The sequence below is a fragment of the Actinomadura sp. WMMB 499 genome (genome assembly GCF_008824145.1).
Taxonomy (GTDB): domain Bacteria; phylum Actinomycetota; class Actinomycetes; order Streptosporangiales; family Streptosporangiaceae; genus Spirillospora.
This window is the reverse complement of the sequence record NZ_CP044407.1, coordinates 4,193,652-4,214,168: the sequence shown is the minus strand read 5'-3', so window position 1 is coordinate 4,214,168 and position 20,517 is coordinate 4,193,652. Positions and strand designations below refer to the sequence as shown.

The 20,517-nt window shown below is 70.5% G+C and carries 11 protein-coding genes; 2 read left to right on the top strand and 9 right to left on the bottom strand.

Going from position 1 to position 20,517, the window contains the following annotated elements; translation table 11 throughout:
- Positions 1-2: 2 nt before the first annotated feature.
- The 6 genes from F7P10_RS18470 to F7P10_RS18445 form a co-directional block, all read right to left on the bottom strand.
- Positions 3-929 carry a serine/threonine-protein kinase gene (locus F7P10_RS18470; RefSeq protein WP_151010473.1) on the bottom strand — a complete coding sequence of 309 codons (927 nt, stop codon included), beginning with the start codon at positions 927-929 and terminating at the stop codon, positions 3-5.
- On the bottom strand, positions 926-3,118 hold the full coding sequence (locus tag F7P10_RS18465) for a UvrD-helicase domain-containing protein (RefSeq protein ID WP_151010472.1): 2,193 nt from the start codon (positions 3,116-3,118) through the stop codon (positions 926-928). The genes F7P10_RS18470 and F7P10_RS18465 overlap by 4 nt, the downstream gene beginning before the upstream one ends.
- The gene (locus F7P10_RS18460; RefSeq protein WP_151010471.1) at positions 3,115-9,648 is read right to left on the bottom strand and encodes a DEAD/DEAH box helicase; all 6,534 of its coding nucleotides are present in this window, start codon (positions 9,646-9,648) and stop codon (positions 3,115-3,117) included. Before F7P10_RS18460 ends, F7P10_RS18465 begins: the two co-directional genes overlap by 4 nt.
- Positions 9,645-14,663: a class I SAM-dependent DNA methyltransferase gene (locus F7P10_RS18455; protein WP_151018133.1), complete on the bottom strand. Its 5,019-nt coding sequence runs from the start codon at positions 14,661-14,663 to the stop codon at positions 9,645-9,647. The genes F7P10_RS18460 and F7P10_RS18455 overlap by 4 nt, the downstream gene beginning before the upstream one ends.
- A 266-nt stretch (positions 14,664-14,929) precedes the next feature.
- Complete coding sequence (locus F7P10_RS18450; protein ID WP_151010470.1) at positions 14,930-15,118, bottom strand: DUF397 domain-containing protein; 189 nt, start codon at positions 15,116-15,118, stop codon at positions 14,930-14,932.
- Complete coding sequence (locus tag F7P10_RS18445; RefSeq protein WP_176611532.1) at positions 15,109-15,849, bottom strand: helix-turn-helix transcriptional regulator; 741 nt, start codon at positions 15,847-15,849, stop codon at positions 15,109-15,111. The genes F7P10_RS18450 and F7P10_RS18445 overlap by 10 nt, the downstream gene beginning before the upstream one ends.
- A gap of 213 nt (positions 15,850-16,062) precedes the next feature.
- Here F7P10_RS18445 and F7P10_RS18440 point away from each other — a divergent pair, with 213 nt between their 5' ends.
- Positions 16,063-16,449 (top strand): ATP-binding protein, encoded by a 387-nt coding sequence (locus tag F7P10_RS18440; protein WP_151010468.1) that lies wholly within the window; start codon positions 16,063-16,065, stop codon positions 16,447-16,449.
- 162 nt (positions 16,450-16,611) lie between these two features.
- Entirely contained in the window at positions 16,612-17,058 is a 447-nt protein-coding gene (locus F7P10_RS18435; protein WP_151010467.1) for a hypothetical protein, read from the top strand.
- 182 nt (positions 17,059-17,240) lie between these two features.
- On the opposite strand, the gene F7P10_RS18430 is transcribed toward F7P10_RS18435, so the two are convergent.
- From F7P10_RS18430 to hisS, 3 genes are all read right to left on the bottom strand, one after another.
- Positions 17,241-17,678 (bottom strand): DUF4190 domain-containing protein, encoded by a 438-nt coding sequence (locus tag F7P10_RS18430; protein WP_151010466.1) that lies wholly within the window; start codon positions 17,676-17,678, stop codon positions 17,241-17,243.
- Between the two features lie 708 nt (positions 17,679-18,386).
- Entirely contained in the window at positions 18,387-18,869 is a 483-nt protein-coding gene (locus F7P10_RS18425) for a hypothetical protein (protein ID WP_176611531.1), read from the bottom strand.
- Positions 18,870-19,033: 164 nt separating this feature from the next.
- Positions 19,034-20,350, bottom strand: coding sequence for a histidine--tRNA ligase (hisS, locus tag F7P10_RS18420; protein WP_151010465.1), 1,317 nt, complete (start codon positions 20,348-20,350; stop codon positions 19,034-19,036).
- Between the last annotated feature and the right edge of the window lie 167 nt (positions 20,351-20,517).

Genomic DNA, 20,517 nt, shown 5'->3' with positions numbered 1-20,517 from the left:
CGCTACGGGACGGCGGGCTCCTCGGGGCCCCGCAGGGCGGCGAGGGCGGTGGTGTAGAGGTGGCGCGGGTCGGTGGCGAGGCCGGGGGCCGTCCATCCGGGCAGCGGGCCGACCCCGCGCGTCCACGGGAGCAGCCGCGAGCAGACCGTCCCCGCGCCGGACGGCCGCCGCCCCGGCTCCTTCGCCAGCAGCGCCGCCACGAGGTCCGCGAGCCCGTCCGGGGCGGACGCCGGCCGCGGGGCGGGCTCGGTCTGCGCGCGGACGATCTCGTCGACGAGGCGCGGGCTCTGGAACGGGCGCTCGCCGGCGAGGAGTTCGTACAGCAGGCATCCGACGGCGTACAGGTCGCCGGCGCGGGTCGCCTCGGCGCCCGCGAGCAGTTCGGGCGCCATGTACCGGGCGGTGCCGGGGATCTCGCCGGAACGGGTGATGCGGGAGAACTCGCCGCCGGTGGAGGTGGCGACGCCGAAGTCGATGACCTTCACGGACCCGTCGGGGCACAGCACCAGGTTCTCGGGCTTGACGTCGCGGTGCAGGAGCCCGGCGGCGTGCGCGGCGGCGAGGACGGCGCAGACCTGCGCGCCGATGAACGCGGCCCACGCGACGGGCAGCGCGCCGTGCTCGTCGCCGTGCTCGTCGGCGAGCTTGCCGACGGAGTCGCCGGGCAGCTCCTCCATCACCATGAACAGGTCGCCGTCCTGCCCGAAGTCGTGCACGACGGGGACGCCGGGGTGCCGGAGCCGCGCGGTGATGCGGGCTTCGCGGTGGAACCGGCGGCGGACGTCGCGGGCCGGGGCGTCGTCCGGCACCCGCAGCAGCTTGATCGCGACGGGCCGGTTGAGCCGCAGGTCGGTGCCGCTCCACACCTCGCCCATCCCGCCGCGCCCGATGGCGGAGGTGATGCGGTACCGGTCGGCGACGGTCCTCACGGCAGGAACCTGCTCTTGCCGCCGTGCCAGGAGATGGCGACGTCGTCGCGGGCGCGGGTGACGGCGACGAACAGCAGGGACCGGAAGCGGCGCAGCTCGCGCCGGTACCGGACGGCGTCCTCGTCGGCGAGCCGCAGCACCCACGCGGGCGGCACGAGCCCGTCGGCGACCCCGGCGACGATCATCCGCCGGTACTCCAGGCCCTTGAACCGGTGCATGGTGCCGACGTGGACGGGCGCGTCGCCGTGCCGGGGGCCGTCGCCGGTGATGGCGGACGCGACGACGCCGTCGGCGGCGAGGCGCCGCTCGACCTCGGCGACCATCCACCGTTCGGGGACGCACACCGCGATCGAGTCGCCGCCCCACTCGGCGACCTGCGCGGCGATCCCGTCGAGTTCGGCGTTCCAGTCGCGGAAGCCGCGCAGGCCGGGGTGCCCGCCGCGCAGCACGGACCGGTAGCCGACGAGGTCGTCGCCGCCGTCGTCGAGGTCGTCCCAGGTGTCGGCGCCGAGCAGCCGGACGGCGGTGCCGAGGATCTCGTGGGTGGTGCGGTAGCTGAGGGTGAGCCGGGACGACCGGCCGCGGATCGCGATGCCGAGCGCGCCGAGCGACACCTGGTTGCCGTAGATCCGCTGGTGGGCGTCGCCGACGATGAACAGGTCGTCGGGTCCGGGGTCGGCCATGGCGCGCAGCATCCGCCAGTGCGCGGCGGACAGGTCCTGCGCCTCGTCGACGACGATGTGCCGGTAGCGGGCGCGCCGGCGCATCCCGGAGTCGTCCTGCAGTCCGGGGCGTTCGGCGTAGGCGGCGCGGTCGCGGGCGGCGGCGGCCTCGAGCTGCGCGGCGCGCTCGGTGACCTGCTGGAGGGTGGACAGGTTCCGGTCCTCCAGCAGCATCACGTACCGCTCGGTGAGCTTCCACAGGTCGGCGCGGTCCTTGCGGCTGAGGGGACGGCCGCGCCCGGCGCGGCGCGCGCGGAAGTACTCGGCGCGGGTCTTGAGGCCCTGCCCGAGGATGACCTGCGTCCATTCCTCGTTGAGGAACCCGGCGTCCCAGCGGTTCTCGCCGGTCTCGGCGAGCAGTTCCTCCCACAGCTCGCGGGCCTTGCCGTCGTCGATGCGGCGGCGGGCGCGGCCGTGCTCGGTCTCGGCGACGATCTCGGCGGCGAGCTTGTCGACGTTGGTGATGTGGACGCGCGCGGCGACCTCCGCCCCGGCGAGGGCGACGAGCCGGGCTTGCAGGTCGGCGGCCAGGTTCTTGTTGAAGGTGGTGAGCAGGACGCTCTTGCCGCCGCCCGCCGGGAGCCGTTCGACGAGGTGCCGGACGCGGTGCAGCGCCACGATCGTCTTGCCGGTGCCGGGCCCGCCGCTGACGCGGGCGGGGCCGCGGTGGCCGCGCTCGACGAGCTTGCGCTGCGCGGGGTGCAGGAACACTTTCCAGCGGCCGAAGTCGCTCTGCTCGAGGATCTCCCGCAGGTCGGCGTCGCCGGTGGTGACGGCGGTGGCGGGCCGCCGCAGCGCCGTCGCGTAGTCGCCGGTGTCGACCTTCTCGTCGACGGCGACGGGCGCGGTGACCTGCTCCAGCACCTCGTCGGGGGTGCGGCCGTCGTGCAGGGCGAGCAGCACCTCGCCGGTGAGCTGCGGCGCGTACTCGGCGAGGGCGAGCAGCTCGGTCTCGGTGGTGAGCCTGCGGACGAGCGGCAGCAGCGGTTCGGCGACGCCGAGCCCGACGAGCCGGTCGTCGGGGTGCGCGGCGAACAGCGGCGCGCGCTCCGCGGGCGCCGCCGGAGCCTCCGGCCGCTCGGGCGCCTCCGCCGCCCGCGTCCGCGCGGGCCCGGTGGTGAGGGAGCCCTCCGCGACGACCAGGTCGACGAACTCGATGCCGCCGGTCACCGGGTTGACCTGGGGCCGGTACCGGTCGAGGTGCTCGTAGACGTCGCCGCGCGGCTTGACCGCGACGAGGATGTACTCGACGCCGCCCGCGTGCAGCAGCAGCGCCCGGTAGTCGTCGTTGACCCGTGCCGAGTACAGCTCCGGGTGGCCCTTCAGCGGTTTGAGCCGCAGCCCCTTGTTCTCCGGGTTGTGGCGGAACTTGTGCTGGAAGTCGTAGATCGCCCCCTTCACCGAGCGGGGGAGCTTCATGATCTCCTTCTCGGCCCGGTCGAGCAGCCGCAGTCTGGCCCCGCTCATGTCGCTCCCTCGATTCGCTCCGCCAGTTCCTCGCGCGTCCAGCCCGCGACGGGGCGGACGTCCCAGCCCGCCGCCCGGTAGGCGTCGTCGCGCCGCCGCGCCTCGTCGCCGTCTCCAGAGAGGACGATCCCGACCTTCGCCTCCGGCCACGCGAGTTCGGCCTGCCACGCCCCGTCGCCGAGCTCGTAGCCGACGTGCTCGTCCGCCGGCGCCGGGACGCCCGCGGCGGCGAGGTCGCGGACGAACGCGGCCAGCGTGGCGTCGTCGGGGTCGAGGAGGTCGAGGATCTCCAGCCAGCTCGCGGACGGCTCGCCCGCGACGGGTTCGGGCGGGGCGGACGCCCCCGCCGGGTCCGGGACGGTCACGGCGGCCACTGCGGGTGCGGCGGGCGGGGGCGTGCCCGGCGGCGGGGTCGCGTCGCCGTCGACGGCGCCGTCGTCGCGCAGGTCCTCGTCCAGCGGCAGCAGGCTCAGCGCGGACACCAGCCCGTCGCCGCCCGCCGCCGCGAGCTGCGCCGCGTCGAAGCCGTCGATCTCCGACAGGGCGAGCTGCGCCCCGTCACCCTGCCCGTAGTCGAGGAACTGCAGCAGGTTCCCCCAGTACAGCCAGTCGTGCCAGCGGGCCTTGTGCGCGTCGCCGTCGGCGCGGACGGTCGCGTCCCGGTCGTCGACGACGGCGAGCCCGCTCCACTGCGGCGCCTGCGGTGCCGTCTGGTCGAGGATCACCGTCAGCGGCCCGGCCGCGACGACCGCGACCGGCCCTTGCTCCGGCGCGGGCAGCGGCTCCCCGCGCAGCGCGGCGTTCACCCGCGCGCCCACCCCGGACCGTCCGGACGTCGAATGCTCCGTTCGCCGCTTCGACTGCAGGACGCCGGCGGTGACGGCCTCGGCCCGCCGCAGCCACGCGCGCGGGTCGGGTTCGGCCAGGTAGGCGAAGAGGGTGTCGACGGGGTTCGTCCACATGCGCCCCGCCAGCTCGTCCGGGTTCCCGCCGAGCGTCCGGTATATGTCCTTCGCTATCTGCTGCGCGTTGCCCTTGTACGGCTCGTAGTCCTCGACGCCGCCGTCGCGCGGGGCGTGCCCGCGCGCCTCCCACTCGTCGAGGTCCTTCCAGGTGAGCTGGAGGACGACACCGCGGTGGGCGCGCAGCCGCGAGCGCTTTGCGGCGTCGTCGGCGAGCCGGTTGATCTCGGGGGACGCGTGGTAGGCGTACCCGTCGAGGTACACCGACACCTGCTGCGTGTCGTCGTCGACCCGCCGGAACACCACGTCGGGGCGCGTCCCGCGGATCGTGTTCTGCAGCGTGACCCGCCACCGGACGACTTTCGCGGTGCCGTCGCCCGCGTCCGGGTCGGGCACCCGGAACCGCAGGTCGCCGGTCTTGCGGCCGCCGACGCGCGGGCCCCGGCTGAACGTGGCGGGGGTGTCGTCGCGCGCCGCCCACCGCTCCATCCCCTCGAGGAACCGCCACTCCAGCTCGCTCTCCACCTGGTCCCACAGCGAGATGGCGCTGGTGTCGGCGACGGACGTCGTCGCCCACTCGTCCAGCAGGTCGTGCAGCATCCCGGCGGCCTCGGCCCGGTCGACCTTGTCGAACAGGTGGCCGGGGACGTGCGACAGCAGGCACCGGTGGCAGGCCCGCTTCCCCTGCTCGCCCCGGCACCGGCAGCCGTCGACGATCGCGAGGGCCGTGTCCAGCACCGTCCGGAACTCGTCCCGGTCGGCGAGCCGGTGCAGGTAGCCGGTGCCGCCGGGCAGCGTGTCGTGCAGGACGAGGAAGCGGCGCCGCCGCCCGGTGGCCTGGTCGGGCATCGTCGCGGTGACGATCTCCAGGTGGTCGGGGTCGCCGCCGTACCGGGCCGCGACGCCCGCCATCAGCGCGGCCTGGAACGACGCGGTCCGCTCCTCGACCAGCAGCGTCGCGACGGGCAGCAGGATCCGCAGCGCCTCGGTGCGCAGCTCGTGCGCGAGGATCATCCGGTGGTGGTCGGCGTCCCGCGCGGCCCGCCGGTAGGTGCACCAGGTGCGGTGGTGCAGCCGGGTCCGGTCGGCGGACGACGTCGCGATGAGCGCGTCGCGCCCGCCGTCGTCCTCGCCGGGCGGGCCGTCCACGGTCGTCCCGCCGCAGGCCGGGCAGACGTGGAACCCGCCGAGCTGCGCCTCCTCGCCCGCGAACCGGGCCGTCTCCCGCCGGTCGGTGCGCCGCACGCCGAGGTTGAACCGGCGGACGGCGGCGTGCCGGGTGAAGTCGACGCCGAACACGCGCGTCCCGTGCCGCCACGAGCCCGGAGCGATGTCGGCGGTGTCGATGTCGACGGCGACCGCGTCCTCGTAGTGGCGGCGCTTCCGCTCCTCCGAGTCGTCGCCGATCTTCGCTTCGTCCCGCCGGTCCTGCGCGAACACCCGCACGGGCTTCAGCACCTTGAACAGGTTCTGCACCGCACCGATGCCGGGGTCCTTGCAGCGCGGGCACGCGGTGACGTCGGCTTCGGCGTCCCGTCCCGTCCGGACGTGCCCGCAGCCGGGGCAGACGCGCCACGGCTCCCACGCGGGGCGCGTGTCGGTGCCGATGTCGAGCCCGTCGATCTCGTGCCGGTACCCGCGGATGTAGAAGGAGTTGCCGGGGGCCAGTTCGGTCAGCGCGAGCCGCGCCGACCGCCCGTACTCGCGGACCTCGCTGTGGTAGCGCCGCTCGTCCGGGCCCTCCTCCTCCCAGGTGATGGTGGCTTCGAGGGTGGTGACGCTGTCGAGCAGCGAGTAGTTCGGCAGCAGCCCGAGCTCGACGAGGGTGCCCTGCGCGCTGCGCCGCCCCAGGTCGCCGAGCAGCTTGGTGACGCCGCGCCGCTCGGCGCCCAGCGACCTGCGGACGGCCCGCTGCGCCGGGTCGGAGTCCAGCAGCGAGTCGACGGCCTCGTCGATCGCCTTCAGCCGTTCCTCCAGGTCGGCGCGGCGCCGCCGCCACCGCTCCGCGATGTCCTCGACGGCCTCCTTCAGCCCGGCCGCCGCGAACGTCCGCAGCTCGTCGGCGGCGTCCTCCGTCACGTCGTCGCCGAACAGCTCCAGGAACCCCTCGACGGCCCGGCCGCCGAGCGCCGCGTTCGTGAACCCGGCGAGCCAGCCGTTCTCCCCGAACAGCGCGGACGCCCGCCGCGGCAGCGGCAGCACCCCCGGCAGCTGCCCGCGCGCGCACAGGTCCACCAGGTGCGCCGCGTACTGGCGGCGCAGGATCTCGACGGCCGACAGGTAGCTGCCCGGCGGGACGATCCGTCCCGCGATCATCGCCTCGGGCTCGTCGATGAAGTACAGGTCGCGGGGCCGCCGCCCCACCATCGTCACCAGGAACGCGTTGCCGCTGCGCCGCCCCGCGCGCCCGACCCGCTGCACGTAGTTCGCGGGGCCGGGCGGCAGCGACGCGAGGATCACCGCCGAAAGCTCGCCGATGTCGATGCCCAGCTCCAGCGTCGGCGTGCACGCCATCACGTTCGGGTCGCTGTACCGCTGGTCGGGGCGCTTGAAACGCGCCTCGACGTCCTCCCGCTGCCGCCGCGTCAGCGACCCGGTGTGCTCGGCCGTCACCACCCGGAACGGCTCGAACCCCAGGTAGAGCCGCCGGTAGTAGTCGTCGCGGTGGCCCCGGACGCCCCGGTCGCCCAGCGAGCCCCCGCACCGGTACCGGGGGCACGGCTGCCCCCGCCACGCGTCCACGAGTTCCGGACGGACGGTCTGCTGCCAGGCGCACCGGTCGCACGCGACGCCCGCGTGGTCGGCCTCCGCGTCGCCGAGCGCCCGCACCGTGATGTGGCCCGGCTGCACCCCGTACACGCCCGTGGCCCCGTCGATGACCCGCTTCGCGACGATCCCCTCCGCCGCGAGGACGGGCAGCAGCCGACGCAGGTACTCCCCGGCCTGCCGCCGGTCGAGCCCGAGGCACCGCGCGGCCCAGTCCTGCGACCAGCCCTGCTCGGCGTCGATCCGGTCGAACTCGGATTGCTTCTTCAGCCGGCGGTCGAGCAGGAACGTCGGCGGTCCCATCCCGTTCGGGAACGCGGGCATCCCGTCCGGCCGCCGCCCCCAGATCGACCCGAACCGCTTCGTGCCCCCGCACGCGATCCACTGGTCCAGCCACGCGTGCTTGATCGCGCCCCGGTACCGGAGCCGCTCCAGCAGCCCCCGGACGAACGCCGCGTACCGGGCGTCGTCCTGCCGCTCGATCATCCCGCTGACCTGCGTGTGGACGTCCCGCGCCAGCGCCGCCACGCGCGCCGGGTCGGGCAGCGCCACCTCCGCGACGGCCGTCCGCGTCAGGTCCAGCGTGCGGCCCTGCCGGGACCGGAGCCCGAACTCCAGGATCGTCTGGAACGCGAGCCGCTCACCGATCAGGTCCCACGCTTTCGGGTCGCCGCTGCTCGTCTCCGCCAGGATCGCGTCGATCTCCGGACGTTCGTGCAGGTCCGGCGGCACGACCGCGGGCAGGACGCCGGACTGCCCGGCCGCCGCCGCCAGCTCCCCGATCACCTCGTTCAGCGGCATCGGCACCCCCGGCTCCAGCCGCGACGCGATCAGCCGCCGGAGGGAGAAGGAGTACGACCGGTTCGCCACGAACCCGGCCCGGTGCGCCGCGTCCTGCACGGAGTCGTTGAACAGCAGCGTCTTCCGCCTGCGCGGGTCGTCGGACAGTTGCGGCGTCGCCATCAGCTGCGTGACCGTCACCGCCGCGAGCGACGCGAGCCCCGCGCCCAGGTACCGGATGCCCTCGTCCATCGCGCACGCCGGGCACCGGTCCTGCCGCGCCGCGTTGTCGCTCTCCTGCCGGATGCCGAGGTCCGTCAGCACGCACACGCCGCCGTCCGCGACGTTCCCGAACCGGTCCGTCTCCGGGTCGAACGGGCGCACCCGCTCCCCGGTCAGCACCGACAGCCCCCGGATCCGGGCCTCCACCTCCGGTTTCGTCGCCCGGATCAGCGGACGCACCCGCTTCTTCTCCGGCCCCGTCGACGCCCGGTAGATCCGGTCCGCGCTCGTCACCAGCTCGGACGCGGACCGCTCGGGGGAGAACGCCGCCCACCCGGACCGCCCGCAGTGCCGGCAGTAGATCGCGGGCAGCGACACCTTGCCGAACGTGTCGAACGTCGAGTCGGGCTCCAGCACCGGCTTCTCGCCCTGCCAGCCGAACGCCGCGACGTCGTCCACCATCCGCAGCAGCCGCGACACGGCCCGCACCCACAGGTGCGTTTCGACCAGCAGGAACGGGCCTTCCCGCCCGTGGCCGTCCGCCGTCCGCGCCACCGACACCAGCGCGACGAACCGCGCCAGCGCCGTCGCCGCCCGCTCCCGGTTGTCGCGGATGAACGCCCCCCACGAGTAGGCGCCCATCTTCGGCAGCAGCGACAGCATCGCGTCGGGCGTCTGCGGCTGCCCGTCCTTGAGGAGGAGAAGGACGGCCCGCGTGAGGATGTGCCCCCGGAGGACGTCCCCGAGTTCGGTCGGCGACAGGTCGTCCCGGCCCGTCACTTCCAGCTCGATCCGCTTGAGCGCCCCCGGATCGCGCATCGGGTCCCCGCACGCGATCAGCTCGGCGGGCGACGGCACCGGCAGCTCGTAGTCGAGGTCCTTGCAGAACTCGTCGACGGTGTAGCGGTCCTCGCCGACGACCGAGCCCTCGGGGAACGGCGTCCCGAACACCTTCGCCGCCGCCTCGCGGATCGCGGTGCCGTCGCCGCCGTCCCCGCCCTCGCCCAGCGTCGCGGACGTCGCCACGGGACACATCGCGCCCAGCGTCTTCCCCACGACCGCCGACAGCCGCCGCAGCAGCATCGCGACGTCGGTGCCCTGGGCGCCGTCGTAGGTGTGGAACTCGTCCACGACGACGTACGCCGGATCCGCGTCCTTCCACAGCGGGACGTCGTCCCCGCGCTGGAGGAGCAGATCGAGCATCTTGTAGTTCGTGATCAGGATGTCGGGCGCGTTCCGCCGGATCTCCGTCCGGTCGGTCATCACCCGCGCGTACCCGGTCTCCGGGGTGTCGCCGATGTACAGCCCGGCCGTCACCTGGTCGAGGCCGGTCCTGTGGAGGTAGTCGTTGACCCGGCTCGCCTGGTCGGTCGCGAGGGCGTTCATCGGGTAGAGAAGGATCGCCTTCACCCCGCGACGCCCCGCCGCCCGCTCCCGCCGGCAGTGGTCCAGGACGGGGAGGAGGAAGGACTCCGTCTTCCCGGACCCGGTCCCCGTGGTGATCAGCGTCGGCTCCGGCGGCCCGAGCCGCGTGCTCAACCGCTCGAACGCCCGCACCTGGTGCGCGTACGGCGCCCAGTCCGCCGGACGCCACTCGAGGAGCTCTTCCCAGTCGGAGTTGTCCTTCCGCCGGAACGGCGTACGGATCCGGAGGAAGGGGCCCCGGAAGATCCCCTGCGTCTCGTCGTTGAGGAACCGTTCGAGCGCCTCACGGGCCGATGGGTCGCTGAGGGCGAACGTGGTCGCGAGGTACTCGGTCAGGTTCTTCCGCAGTTCCTCGGCGGCGAGCGTCGGCTTCACGAGGCCGTTTCCCCCTCCCACCCGGACGCCCGAAGGCGTTCGGCGAACACGGCGTGGGCTTGGCGGTACTCGGCTTCCCGGTCGGCCTTGTAGAAGGGCGCGGTGTAGCCGTCCGGGACAGGCCCGTTGATCTCGGGGTCCAGGTGCTCTTGGAGCTGCTTGAAGTGCTCCTTGGTTTGGCCATAGCCGAACGTGTGATGATCCTTCGCAATTTTCCGTCCATTTGCGTCGAACCACATATTCCCCTCGTAGGCGGAGAGGACGGGGTACCGGGAGCGGTAGATCGCGCCGAGTTGGTCAGCAGTCACGCCAAGCCAGAGCGCCACCATTGCATCGAGTTCGACGAGCGCCGCTCGACGTTCGCGCTCACTACGAAGGGGAGTGTCGAAACTCCATTCGCGCGTGATAGACGAAACATCGTTAAGACCTCTGATGTCCGGCCATGCGACAGCCCATTCCTCGTCCATCCAGTTGGGGTCATACAGTTCTTTCCAAATGTCGGCATATGCGTCGGTGAGGCAATTAAGCCGGAGGGTGCGCAGAAGAAGTGCCGACGTCAAAGGATGGTTGGGATCGGCAGCGGGCATCTTTGGTGCGTCCCCTACCTGGACATGCGCTCGTCCAGTCACTCGAAGCAAATAATCAAGAGGCAATGCTGCCCAGAAGCCTGCGGCCAAAACAGTGTCTCGATTATTGGGCATTGCCAATGTATGAACAGAATTGATGTGGGCGGGGCCAGGAGGAATCAATGCGGCAAACAACGATCGCTCGTTGGCGAGAGGAACCATGTATCGCCAGGCAAGTCGGTAGAATTCCGTGTAGCGGCGCTCTGCGCCGTCATGTGATTTCCAGATATCTTGTGCTGCAAGATAGTGGGCCGACCTCCCTGCCTGTACATAATTGGTGACGGGAACAGCATTTTCCGGCAGATTTGTCAAATTCCAGGTGATGTAATCATTCTTGTTGCGACATGGAATGTTTGGTTGTTTGTTGAAAGGTGTTGCTTGTGCAAAATGAGGGCCTTGTAGGATGACTGAATTCAATGATGTTGGCTTGCTGGTTTCCCAGCGAATTAGGCCATCCTTCTTGGCGTTTGCCTCGTCATAGCCGCGAGAGATGCGCGGATGTCCGTCTCCCAATCGGCGCGCGTACTTCGACAAGGCTTCGATAGCTCCGGCCTCGGATGTTGTGACCGGATAAAGCAAAGGGGATTGTTCTATTTCAAGGTCATTTGAACTTGTGAGATGGCGCCATTGCTCAAGCAGTTGTTCATCTACCTGAATGAGGCGACCTCGATGGGGACGCAGGTCCCACCTGCCATCGTGTCTGATGCCTGGCAGTTCGCCATCCCCATCATGCTCCAATGATTCCTTCATAGTTGCGGGCTCAAAGAGCCAGCAAACGTGAGCGAAGGAGATCGCCTGCCGGGGAAGGCCATATATGTGAACGCCGAACTCTAGACGATGTTCGCCATCGAAAAGGATTCTGGAATTCATAAAATGGCCGTGCATGTGTAGATGTCGATACGCGGCAGCCCGCAGTCGTCCTTCTTTGACGCCCGCGAAATGCGTGTCAGGGTGAACGAGGCTTGCGGTTCCGCGATGTCCCAAGTTTGACCAGCATCGACTCATGAACCCGCGATAAAGGTCTGGCTGCGTGCCCGTCAGAAGCGGGTAAGTCGTCGGCGAACTGAGGAACTCGACGTTCCCTGTGTTTGTGGCCGACTCGCCAAGAAAGTAAAGTCGAGTGGATTCCCCCGCAAGGAGTTCCGCTTTAATTAGCCGCCATCTCTCCATGCTGGGCTTGTCGGACAGTTTGAACCACGGGTTATGTTCGGCGAGCACTCCGGCTTCGTCCCAGCGAGGGCGAACCCACGGCGGGTTGCCGACCTGAAGATCGAAGCCACCCTTCTGAAAAGTTTGGGCGAACATGAGTTCCCAGTGGAAAAAGTTTCGGTTCTCGCTAATCTCCTTCACAGCGCTTAGCCAAGGAAAGCGCTGATTGAGGTGGCTGTGGACATCATCCATCCCGGTCCAGCCTGGTAGGTGGTCCTCATACTCGCTCAACTCTGCGAGACCGCTAAAGTGATGGGCCAGGGAATCCGGCGGGACGTCAGCGCGGCCGAGGAGGGCTTCGGCGAAGTCGAGCCAGTCGTCCAGGTTGTTCAGCGGTATCACGCGGCGGACTTCGTCCAGCTTCGGCTTGCGCCCCTTGGTGCGCTTCCACTTGCCGGTGCTCGTGGCGACCTGGGTCTCTGTGAGGGCAGCGTCTGTGAGGTCGAGCTGCTCTGTGCCGAGGCTGAACAGGGACTGGGTCTTGTAGGTTTTCGGGGCGTCGAGAGTATCGAACGATCTGAATTGCTCGTCCTCGTCGTCGAGCGGCATGGACGAGACGGGCTCGAGTTCGGCAGACGCGGTGCCGTAAGCATCGGCCGTCCCGTCCAGCAAACCGGCCTTGTCGAGGGGCCAGAACCATAGGGCGCACCACGCGTCCATGACCGTCTTGAGGCGCCAGTAGGGGGTGCCAGGAGCGGTCAAATCATCGTAGACCTTCTCCTTTGGGACGGCGTTTTCCGGCTGATCGATCCAGTCAGCGCCCCAGACGCCGATCTTTCGGCTGATCTCACGTTCGGAGATGGTCAGGCGCTCCATGACCAGCTCCCACAGATACTCAGCACGCCGGGAGAGGGACTGGAGGCGGTGGAGTTGGCTGGGCTTGCGGGCCTTCTTCTTGTCGGAGACCTTTGCCTTCATCTTCTTGCGCCAGGCGCCGAGCTGCTTGGCCTGTTCGGGGGCGAGGTTCTTCGCTTCCTTCGCGCCTGCGACGGCTCCCCAACCCTCGGCGGGGAGGAGGAAGTGATGGACGTGGCCGTCCGGGATGGCGCCGTCGCGGAAGGGGACCTCGTCGGGGGCTTCCTTGAGCCAAGTGCCCTTGGTTAGCTGGTCGGGTCGGTAGACCTTGCGGCCTGCGCCGATGAGGGAGTTGCCTCGGCGGAGGTGGAGGCCGAACCAGGGGGCCTGCAGGCCGGGGTGCATGACGTTGAGCCAGAGGGAGACCTCGGCCAGCTCGATCGCGGTGTCGTTGAGGTCCACGCCGTACGAGTTGTGCAGGGCGATGTACGCCTTCGCCTTCTGCAGCTCGACCTCGTACTGCTCCGGGTCGATCGTCCGACCCAGTTCCTTCTGGCGGCGCTTGAGGTACTCGGCGGCGACCTGGTTGATGGCCTCGTTGAGGAAGGCGCCGGAGCCGAGGGCGGGCTCGCAGATCTTCCAGCCGAGGATCTCGCGGGCCTCGGTGGTCGTGCCGTCCTGGTCGAGGCGGTGCTTGAGGGCGAGCTGGACGGTCACCTGCGTCAGCGACTCGGGCGTGTAGTACGACGCGGACGTCTCACGGTCGCGGCCGGCGAGGCGGTAGACGAACGCGCCCTTGGGATACCGGACGAACTCGTCCTCGTCGCGGTACGGGTTGTCGTCGGTGCGGAGGACGAAGACGTCCTGCGGGTAGTCGTCGACCTTCGAGGCCGGGATCATCCACGAGCCGTCCTTCGGGTCGCCGTTCTTCGCGACCTCGTACAAGTCCTCCTGCGCGATGAAGCCCGTGTACGACATCAGGCCCTCGTACACCGCTCCAAGCTGGTTGATGCCGAGCTGGGCGTACGAGATGAACCCGCCGCGCTCCTTGCGGCGGCCCTTCGTCAACATCAGCCGTCGCAGCACGTTGTGCAGGGTGGCGTCGCGGAGACGGGTGTCGATGGGGCGCTCGTCGTCATCAACGGAGACCGAGCCGATGAGCTTGATGGACTCGGGCTCGAACAGCTTGGAGCGGAGCGGCTCGAAGCGCAGGCCCTCGCCGTCCGACTCGTCGTCGTCGCCGTTGCGGACGCGGTGGCCGTCGTTGACCATCCGGAACAGCAGGTTCAGCGACTCGTACAGGTGGAAGCCCGTGCGGGACTGCTCGCTGACGAGGTCACGGACGACGAGGTCGCCGAGGCGGGCGAGGCTGTAGCCGCGGACGTAGTCCTGATCCTTCGTCGGCACGATCCCCAGTTCGGGACGCGCCTCCGCGTACAGCAGGAACAGGATCCGGTACAGGTAGCGCAGCGACTCGCGGCCGAGTTGGTCGGCGAGTTCGCGCGGCTCCATGACGTCCTCGGGCTCAACGCCCTGGTCGCGCATGCGGGCGAGAACCTCGTTGGCGATCAGCTCGACGGAGTCCTTGAGCCCGTCGCGCAGATCCTTGGAGACGCCGACCGCGTGGTTGCGGGAGTTCGTCAGGAGTTCGGCGAGGGGTTCGTCGCCGCCCTCGGCCGGGGGCAGGAGGGAGTCGGCGCCGAACAGGGCTCCGATGACGCCGAGTTCGGCGAGGTCGTTGCGGCCGAGCGCGACGTCGATGCTGACGCCGAGGTACCGTCCCTCGCCCCACGCGGCCCGGTCGGCGAGGACGATCACGCCGCCCGCGAGGATCAGCACGTACCGGGGCGGTTCGTCGGCGGTGAGGATCCAGGACGCGAGCTTGGTGCCGTCCTCGATGACGTCCTTCTCGTTCGTCCCGACCTGGACGGGGCGCAGCAGGCGGCCGTCGAGAGCGGCGTCGACGTCGACGGCCCAGCCGCACTCGATCGCGACGACGTGTTCGTCCGCGTACGCGACGCGGACCGTGTAGTCGTCGTCGGAGCGCCGGACGGTGAGGTCGCGGGCCTCGCCCTCGTAGCCGAGGGCTTCCAGGATCATGCCGTGGAGTTCGCTGAGCCGGTCGCGGACCTCGGGCCAGTCGGCGGGCACGCTGTCGGCCTCGCGGCGCCGCTCATCGAAGTCGGCGAAGAATTTCCGCTCGGCGAAGTACGGCTGGTTGAGCTTGCGCAGGCCACGGCGGGGGGTGTGCGCCTCGGGGTCCTTCTCGGTCTCGGTCCAGCGGGCGAGCAGGCCGTCCTTGCGCTTGAGGTCCTTCGGCAGAACCTCGGCCAGGTAGTGCGCCGAGAAGTAGTCGCCGCGATTGGCGATCGAGTCGAGCCTCACCAAACCCCCAAATGATGCCTTGACCTGCGAGCCGAGGAACGAAAATCCTCCCACGCCGACCACGGCTGAGGAGGGGTCGTGTCCGCTTTGGGACGTGCCAAGCTTCGAGGGGCGACGAGGTCAACGCCACCGGCGCCTCCCGCGTCGCCCCGAGGACGGGCACAGGCCCGTCCGGGGACGTCAGCAGACGACTCGTGCCTGCGAGATCACCTCATACCGGCCGCCCGAGGACGGACGGCCGGGAGGTGCGTGCGGGGTCGTGCCGTTCAGCGCTCGTCCGAGGCCGCCCGGACGGCCTCGCGGAGGGCGGTACGGGAGAGGAGCAGGACCGGCCCGTCCGGGTCCTTGCTGTCCCGGACGGCGACCGTGCCGGGGAGCCCCGCCAGTTCGACGCAGTTGCCGCCGTTGGATCCCGTGTAAGTGCTCTTACGCCACTTGGCGTTCCTCAGGTCCATTTCTCTTGGACCACCTTTCTAATCAGTTCGCGAGACATATCCTCGTTGAGGGCTCGCGAACGGAGTGCAAACAGGGTGCGCGCTAGGACGGACAGGTCTGCGGGGTCATCGGTCGTGATCGGCCGTACAGCCGACTCGACGTAAGCGACCTCGCTTCGGTCGTCCATGGTCGCGACAACGAACGCGCCCATGTTGCCGTCATGTTCTCCGTTTCCCAACACTACTTGAACCGTGACGTTGGACAACATACTGAGACTGATCAGGTGCTCGAGCTGCCCCTTCATCGTCTCGGCGTCGCCGACCTGACGGTGGAGTGCTTGCTCGTCGATGAGCAGGGAGAGCGTCGGTGAGTCCCTCCCGTCGTCACGGGTGAGGATCGCCTGGCGGCTCAGCCGAGCCTCTACCGCCTCTTCGTTGCCCGCCAGTAGAGCGGAAGCGTAGGCACGGGTCTGGGCGAGGCCGGTGATGAGCATGGGCTCCCAGGAGACCAGCATGGCGGCGTCCGCCTCGATCTTGGGCCAGTCGAACCAGACGGGTACCGGGTGGCCGTCCTTGTTCAGATCGTTCCAGAGTGCGATGAGCGCTCCGCCTGCTTCCAGGTGGTCATCGATGATGTCGGTGAAAGACCGACTGGCTCGTCTCTTGCCGTTCTCGATGCGGCTGACCTGAGCAACGCTCATGTTCGTGAGGTGGGCGATGGTCTCCTGCTTGATGCCCTTGGCTTCCCGCATTCGGCGCATTTGTCGGCCGAATGCTACGAGCGCGGGGGCTTCCCGGGGGCGTTGACGCTTGGGGGGCATGGCTCAGCCTCTCGAATGGAGAGTTACCAACTCTTCTTGATCATTCTCCGTCGATCTCCAGCCTCACTTGGCAAGCCACATCGTACCCCGGATAGTGGCTCAATGTGTGATGTCGGCAACACACGGTGATGGGAGCTGGGCTGCATGATCGAGGCGACGCACGCGGAGATGGTGGTCAAGCGGCATCTGAAGTCGATCGCGGAAGTGCGGGGGTTCATCCGGCTCGCGCTGGCGGCGTCCGGCACGGACGACTTCGTCCCGTGCCTGGTGGCGAGTGAGCTGGTGACGAACGCGATCCGGCACACGACGGGGCCGGAGGACGTGACGTTCCGGATCGGGCACAACGAGGACGGCTCGCTCTGGATGGAGGTTCAGGACTCCCTCTGGGAGGAGCCGCGCGTGCAGCGGGCGGACCTGGACGGAGAGTCCGGGCGGGGCCTGTTCGTGGTCGAGCAGTACACGCGCTACTGGGGCGTCCGTCCGCTGTCCGGCAACACCGGCAAGGTCGTCTTCGCGGTCCTGAACCCGTGACGCCGTCGCGAAGGGGCGGCCCCCTCGCGTCCGGCACCGCCCCTTCGCATCCATCCGCAGCCCCGACCGGCGCGACCGGTGATGCCGACGTCGCGTTCCGGGCGGTCGTCGTCATCGGGACGGCGCCGGGCGGGGCCCGATCGGAACGCGGAGGTCCGATCCATGCTGCACGCAGCCGACAGTTCCTTCCCGGCCTGGCTCGACCGGGATCCCGACCTCGTCCAGGCGGACCTGGCGTGGCGGTTCCCCGGCGTCCCGGCCTGGTTCGGCGAGTGGACGGGGGCCTGGTGGGCCGTCGTGGGCGACCGCCTCCTGGAGGCGGCCTCGCCGGAGATCCTCGTGGAGATGATCCGGACGGCGCTCGCCGCGAACCGCCCCTCGCCCCCGCCCGCGCCCCCGGCCCGTCCGGTCCCGCCACGTCCGGCCCCGGTGCCCCGCCCCCGCCCGGCTCCGCGTCCCGTACGGCGTTCGGCGTCCCGCGCCCGGTCGGCGCCGCGCCCGCGTCCGGTGCCCCGCCCGCGCACGCCGGACGGGGACATCGCCGCCCGGCGGCTCAGCGGCTTCTTCGGACGGCTTCGGGGGTGGTTCGCGGCGCCGCTGGCGCGATGAGCGTCGCTGCGGTCGGTGTTGTTCGCCTCTACCAGCAACATACGTTCACGAGTTCGGCCGGCCCTGCACCCGCCGCGAGTCGGTGTCGATGAGATCGGGCGGCACCAAGGACCCGTGGCCGAGAAGTGGCAACGCCAGTCCAGGTGGCATGCCCTGTCCGACCGTGGCGGGTCGGCGAGGGGTCAGCCCAGTTGAGGGATGACCAGTGCCCAGACCACGACCATCAGCCAGCCGAGCACGGTACCGGTGATCGCGGGCCCGATGCCGGGCTGGCCGGACCGGCGCACCCGGACCCACGCCATATGCCCGAGGACGATCGCCGGGAGGGAGGTGAGGCCGCAAGTGATCGGTCCGAGCAGTCCGAACGACACCGCCCAGAGCGCGGCATGGTTGTAGTTCGTCCATTGGCCCGGGGAGCCAAGGATGAACGAGGGGGGCCAGACGGGTTCGTGGCGGTCGGATCGCGGCCGTGCTTCCCGGGTGGCGGCCTCCCGGTACCACCACTCGGCCTCGCCGAACCGCCGCTCCTGCTCGAGCACCGCCGCGTAGTCGCGCATCGCGTCCGGGTCCCCGCTCAGCGCGGCCGGTGGGTGCTCCTGCCACGACTTCGAGCGCCCCACCACCGCACCCCTCAAAAAGCCTCGTGCCGGCGCTGACTTAGCCGTGCACGTCTCTTTGGCGGCTGCGTGAACCCGGCCTCCTCGCAGCACGCTTGCGTGAAACCGACATTACTCGTCATCGGCCACCTTTCGACGCCTGCCAAAGCATCCGCCGCCGAGGCGGAACAACGCCCGGCCGCCCTTGAACGGGAAGGACATGGACGCGGCCGAACGACCGAGCCCGGCCGGGCCGTGCGATCGCGCGGTGGGTGCCGGACGCCGCCCACCGCGCGAGGTCGAGCGGCGCCGGGCCGAACGGCGCCCCCGGAACACAGGCCGCCCCGAGCCCGTCTCTGCCCGGCGCATCGTCGACCGGGCAACACGCCGGACGGCCGAGCGTGATCGCCGCTCCCACCACCACGGCCCGGTGACGCCGCCGAAGGCTCCACCGGCCCCGGCCCGGCCCGCCCGAGCCCGTCCAACGCATCGGGCTGTCCGGTGCGGCGGCCCCCCGATGCGCGGTGGCCTCGAACGGGGCGCGGGCCGTCGCGACGGCACGTCGACCCTCCGGGGCTTCCGCCGGCCCGTGCGGAGGGACGGCCCGTGCTCGGCGCCGTCCCTCCGCACCCCGGCCCGCTGCTCCGGGAGCGGCCCGGGACGCGCCCGGTGCCTGCTCGATACGCCCGGACGGCGCGACGTGGGCCGCCCGGCCCGGCGACCGGCCCCGGCCTACCCGTCCAGGTACAGCAGCGCCGTGATCGTCTTCTTGCATATGTCGCAGTGCATCGGGGCCTCCTCGCTCGCGAGATCGGCCTCAACGGTGGTGATGCGGTCGATGACACCGCTGTCGCGTTCGGCCTCGAAGGCCGCTCGCCACCGCACCGTGTTCTCCACGAGGTCGGCGACATAGCGGGCGGTCATCTCGTAGAACGACCTGACGCCGTGTTGCCGCATGTAGCCCCAGTTGAACTCCAGGGACCGCAGCGCGACCGGAAAGGGATGGGTCACGAGCCGCCGCGCCCAGCGTTCGGACACGTCGGCGACGTCGAGGCGGGCCGCGCGCTCGTCCAGGACGGTCCACATGCCGGAGGCGTCGTACTCGGCGGTGACCTCGGCGAGGAGCCCGGCGGCCGCCTCCAGATTCGCGGCCTTGCGGTCGAAGAGTGCCAGCGCCTCACCGGCCGCCGGGCCGCCGGGTTCCTTGCGGGCCAAGCCGATCTCCGCCTTGAGGTGGACGGCGCGAGCGGCCTCCCACGACAGGTGTTCGCCGAAGGCGTTCCAGGGATCGGGAAACCCCTTCTCGGCGACGGCGGCGAAGAGTCGATCTCCCCGGACTCCCGTGCCCGCCTCCGATGCTCGGACGGCGCGGGGTGCACCTACATCCTGAGTGCGGAATCCAGAGCCGTGAAGAGGCCGGTGACCGGAACCCGCTCCTGGTCGCCGGTCTCCATGTTCCTGATCGTGACCGCACCCTCGGCGTGCTCGCTGTCGCCTTGCAGCAAAGCGAAGCGAGCATGACGGTCCGACGCCCATTTGAGCTGCTTGCCCAGCTTCCTGCCGGTGCCGAGGAAGATCTCCGCCCGCCATCCCGCACGCCGCAGTTCCTGCGCGAACCCGAGCGCGCCGGTGACGTAGTCCTCGTTCATGATCGTGACCGCGACGTCGATCCGGCCCGTCCCATCGTCGGCGCCTCCCAGCGCGCCGATGATCCGTTCGACCCCGATCGAGAACCCGCACGCGGTCACGTCCGGGCCGCCGAGCGTCCGGATCAGGTGGTCGTACCGTCCCCCGCTCGCGATCGAGCCCGGCATCCCCGGCGCGACCACCTCCCAGATCGCCCCGGTGTAGTAGTCCAGCCCGCGCACGAGATCCGGCGCGAACCGGATGCGGGCCGCACCGACGTGCGGTCCCGCCAGTTCCAGCAGCCGGTCCACCTCGGCGAGCCCCTCGCGGCCCTCCGCGCTGTCCTTGAGCGCGGCCCGCATCCGGTCCACGGCGTCGTTGGCGGTGACGTCGCGCACCAGCTCCCCGGCGGTGCCCCGGTCCAGGCCGCGCGCCTCCACCAGTTCGGCGACCACCGCCGCCGGTTCCTGCTTGTCCAGCTTGTCGAGGGTGATCAGCGCGCCCGCCGCGCGGTCCGCGGGGACGCCGTACACCTGCATGAGGCCGGTCAGCGCCCGCCGGCTGTTGACGAGGACCGTGAAGTCCCGGACGCCCATCGCGTCGAGAGCGTCGGCGCCCGCGCACACCACTTCCGCCTCGACGAGGGGCGAGGACGACCCGACGATGTCGACGTCGCACTGGGTGAACTCGCGGAACCGGCCCTTGCCGGGGCGGTCGGCGCGCCACACCGGCCCGATCGCGTAGCGCTTGTAGGGGGTGGGGAGCCGGCTCCCGTGCGCGGCGACCACCCGCGCCAGCGGGACCGTCAGGTCGTAGCGGAGCGCCATGTCGGCCTCGCCGCTCGCCTCGTGCGCACCGCGCTTGAGGATCTTGAAGATGAGCTTGTCGCCCTCGTCCCCGTACTTGCCGGTCAGGGTCTCCAGGCGTTCGAACGCCGGGGTCTGCAACGGCTCGAAGCCGTACCGCGTGAACACCGACCGGGCCGCCTCGAAGACCCGCTCGCGCCGATGCAGGTCGCCCGCGAGGAAGTCCCGTGTCCCCGACGGCGGGTCGAACTGCTGCGACGCCATGAAGATCCCTTCACCTGCCCGGTTGGTGTGAGCCGCCCACCAACGTAATGGAGCCGTCACCGTTGCACGGGCAGCCCGGCCCGATCGTCCCGCGCCCACCGGCCGGGATGACCGCCGGTTCCCCGCCGGCCCGGCCGGCCCCGGCGAGGACGCGACGCCCGACGGGC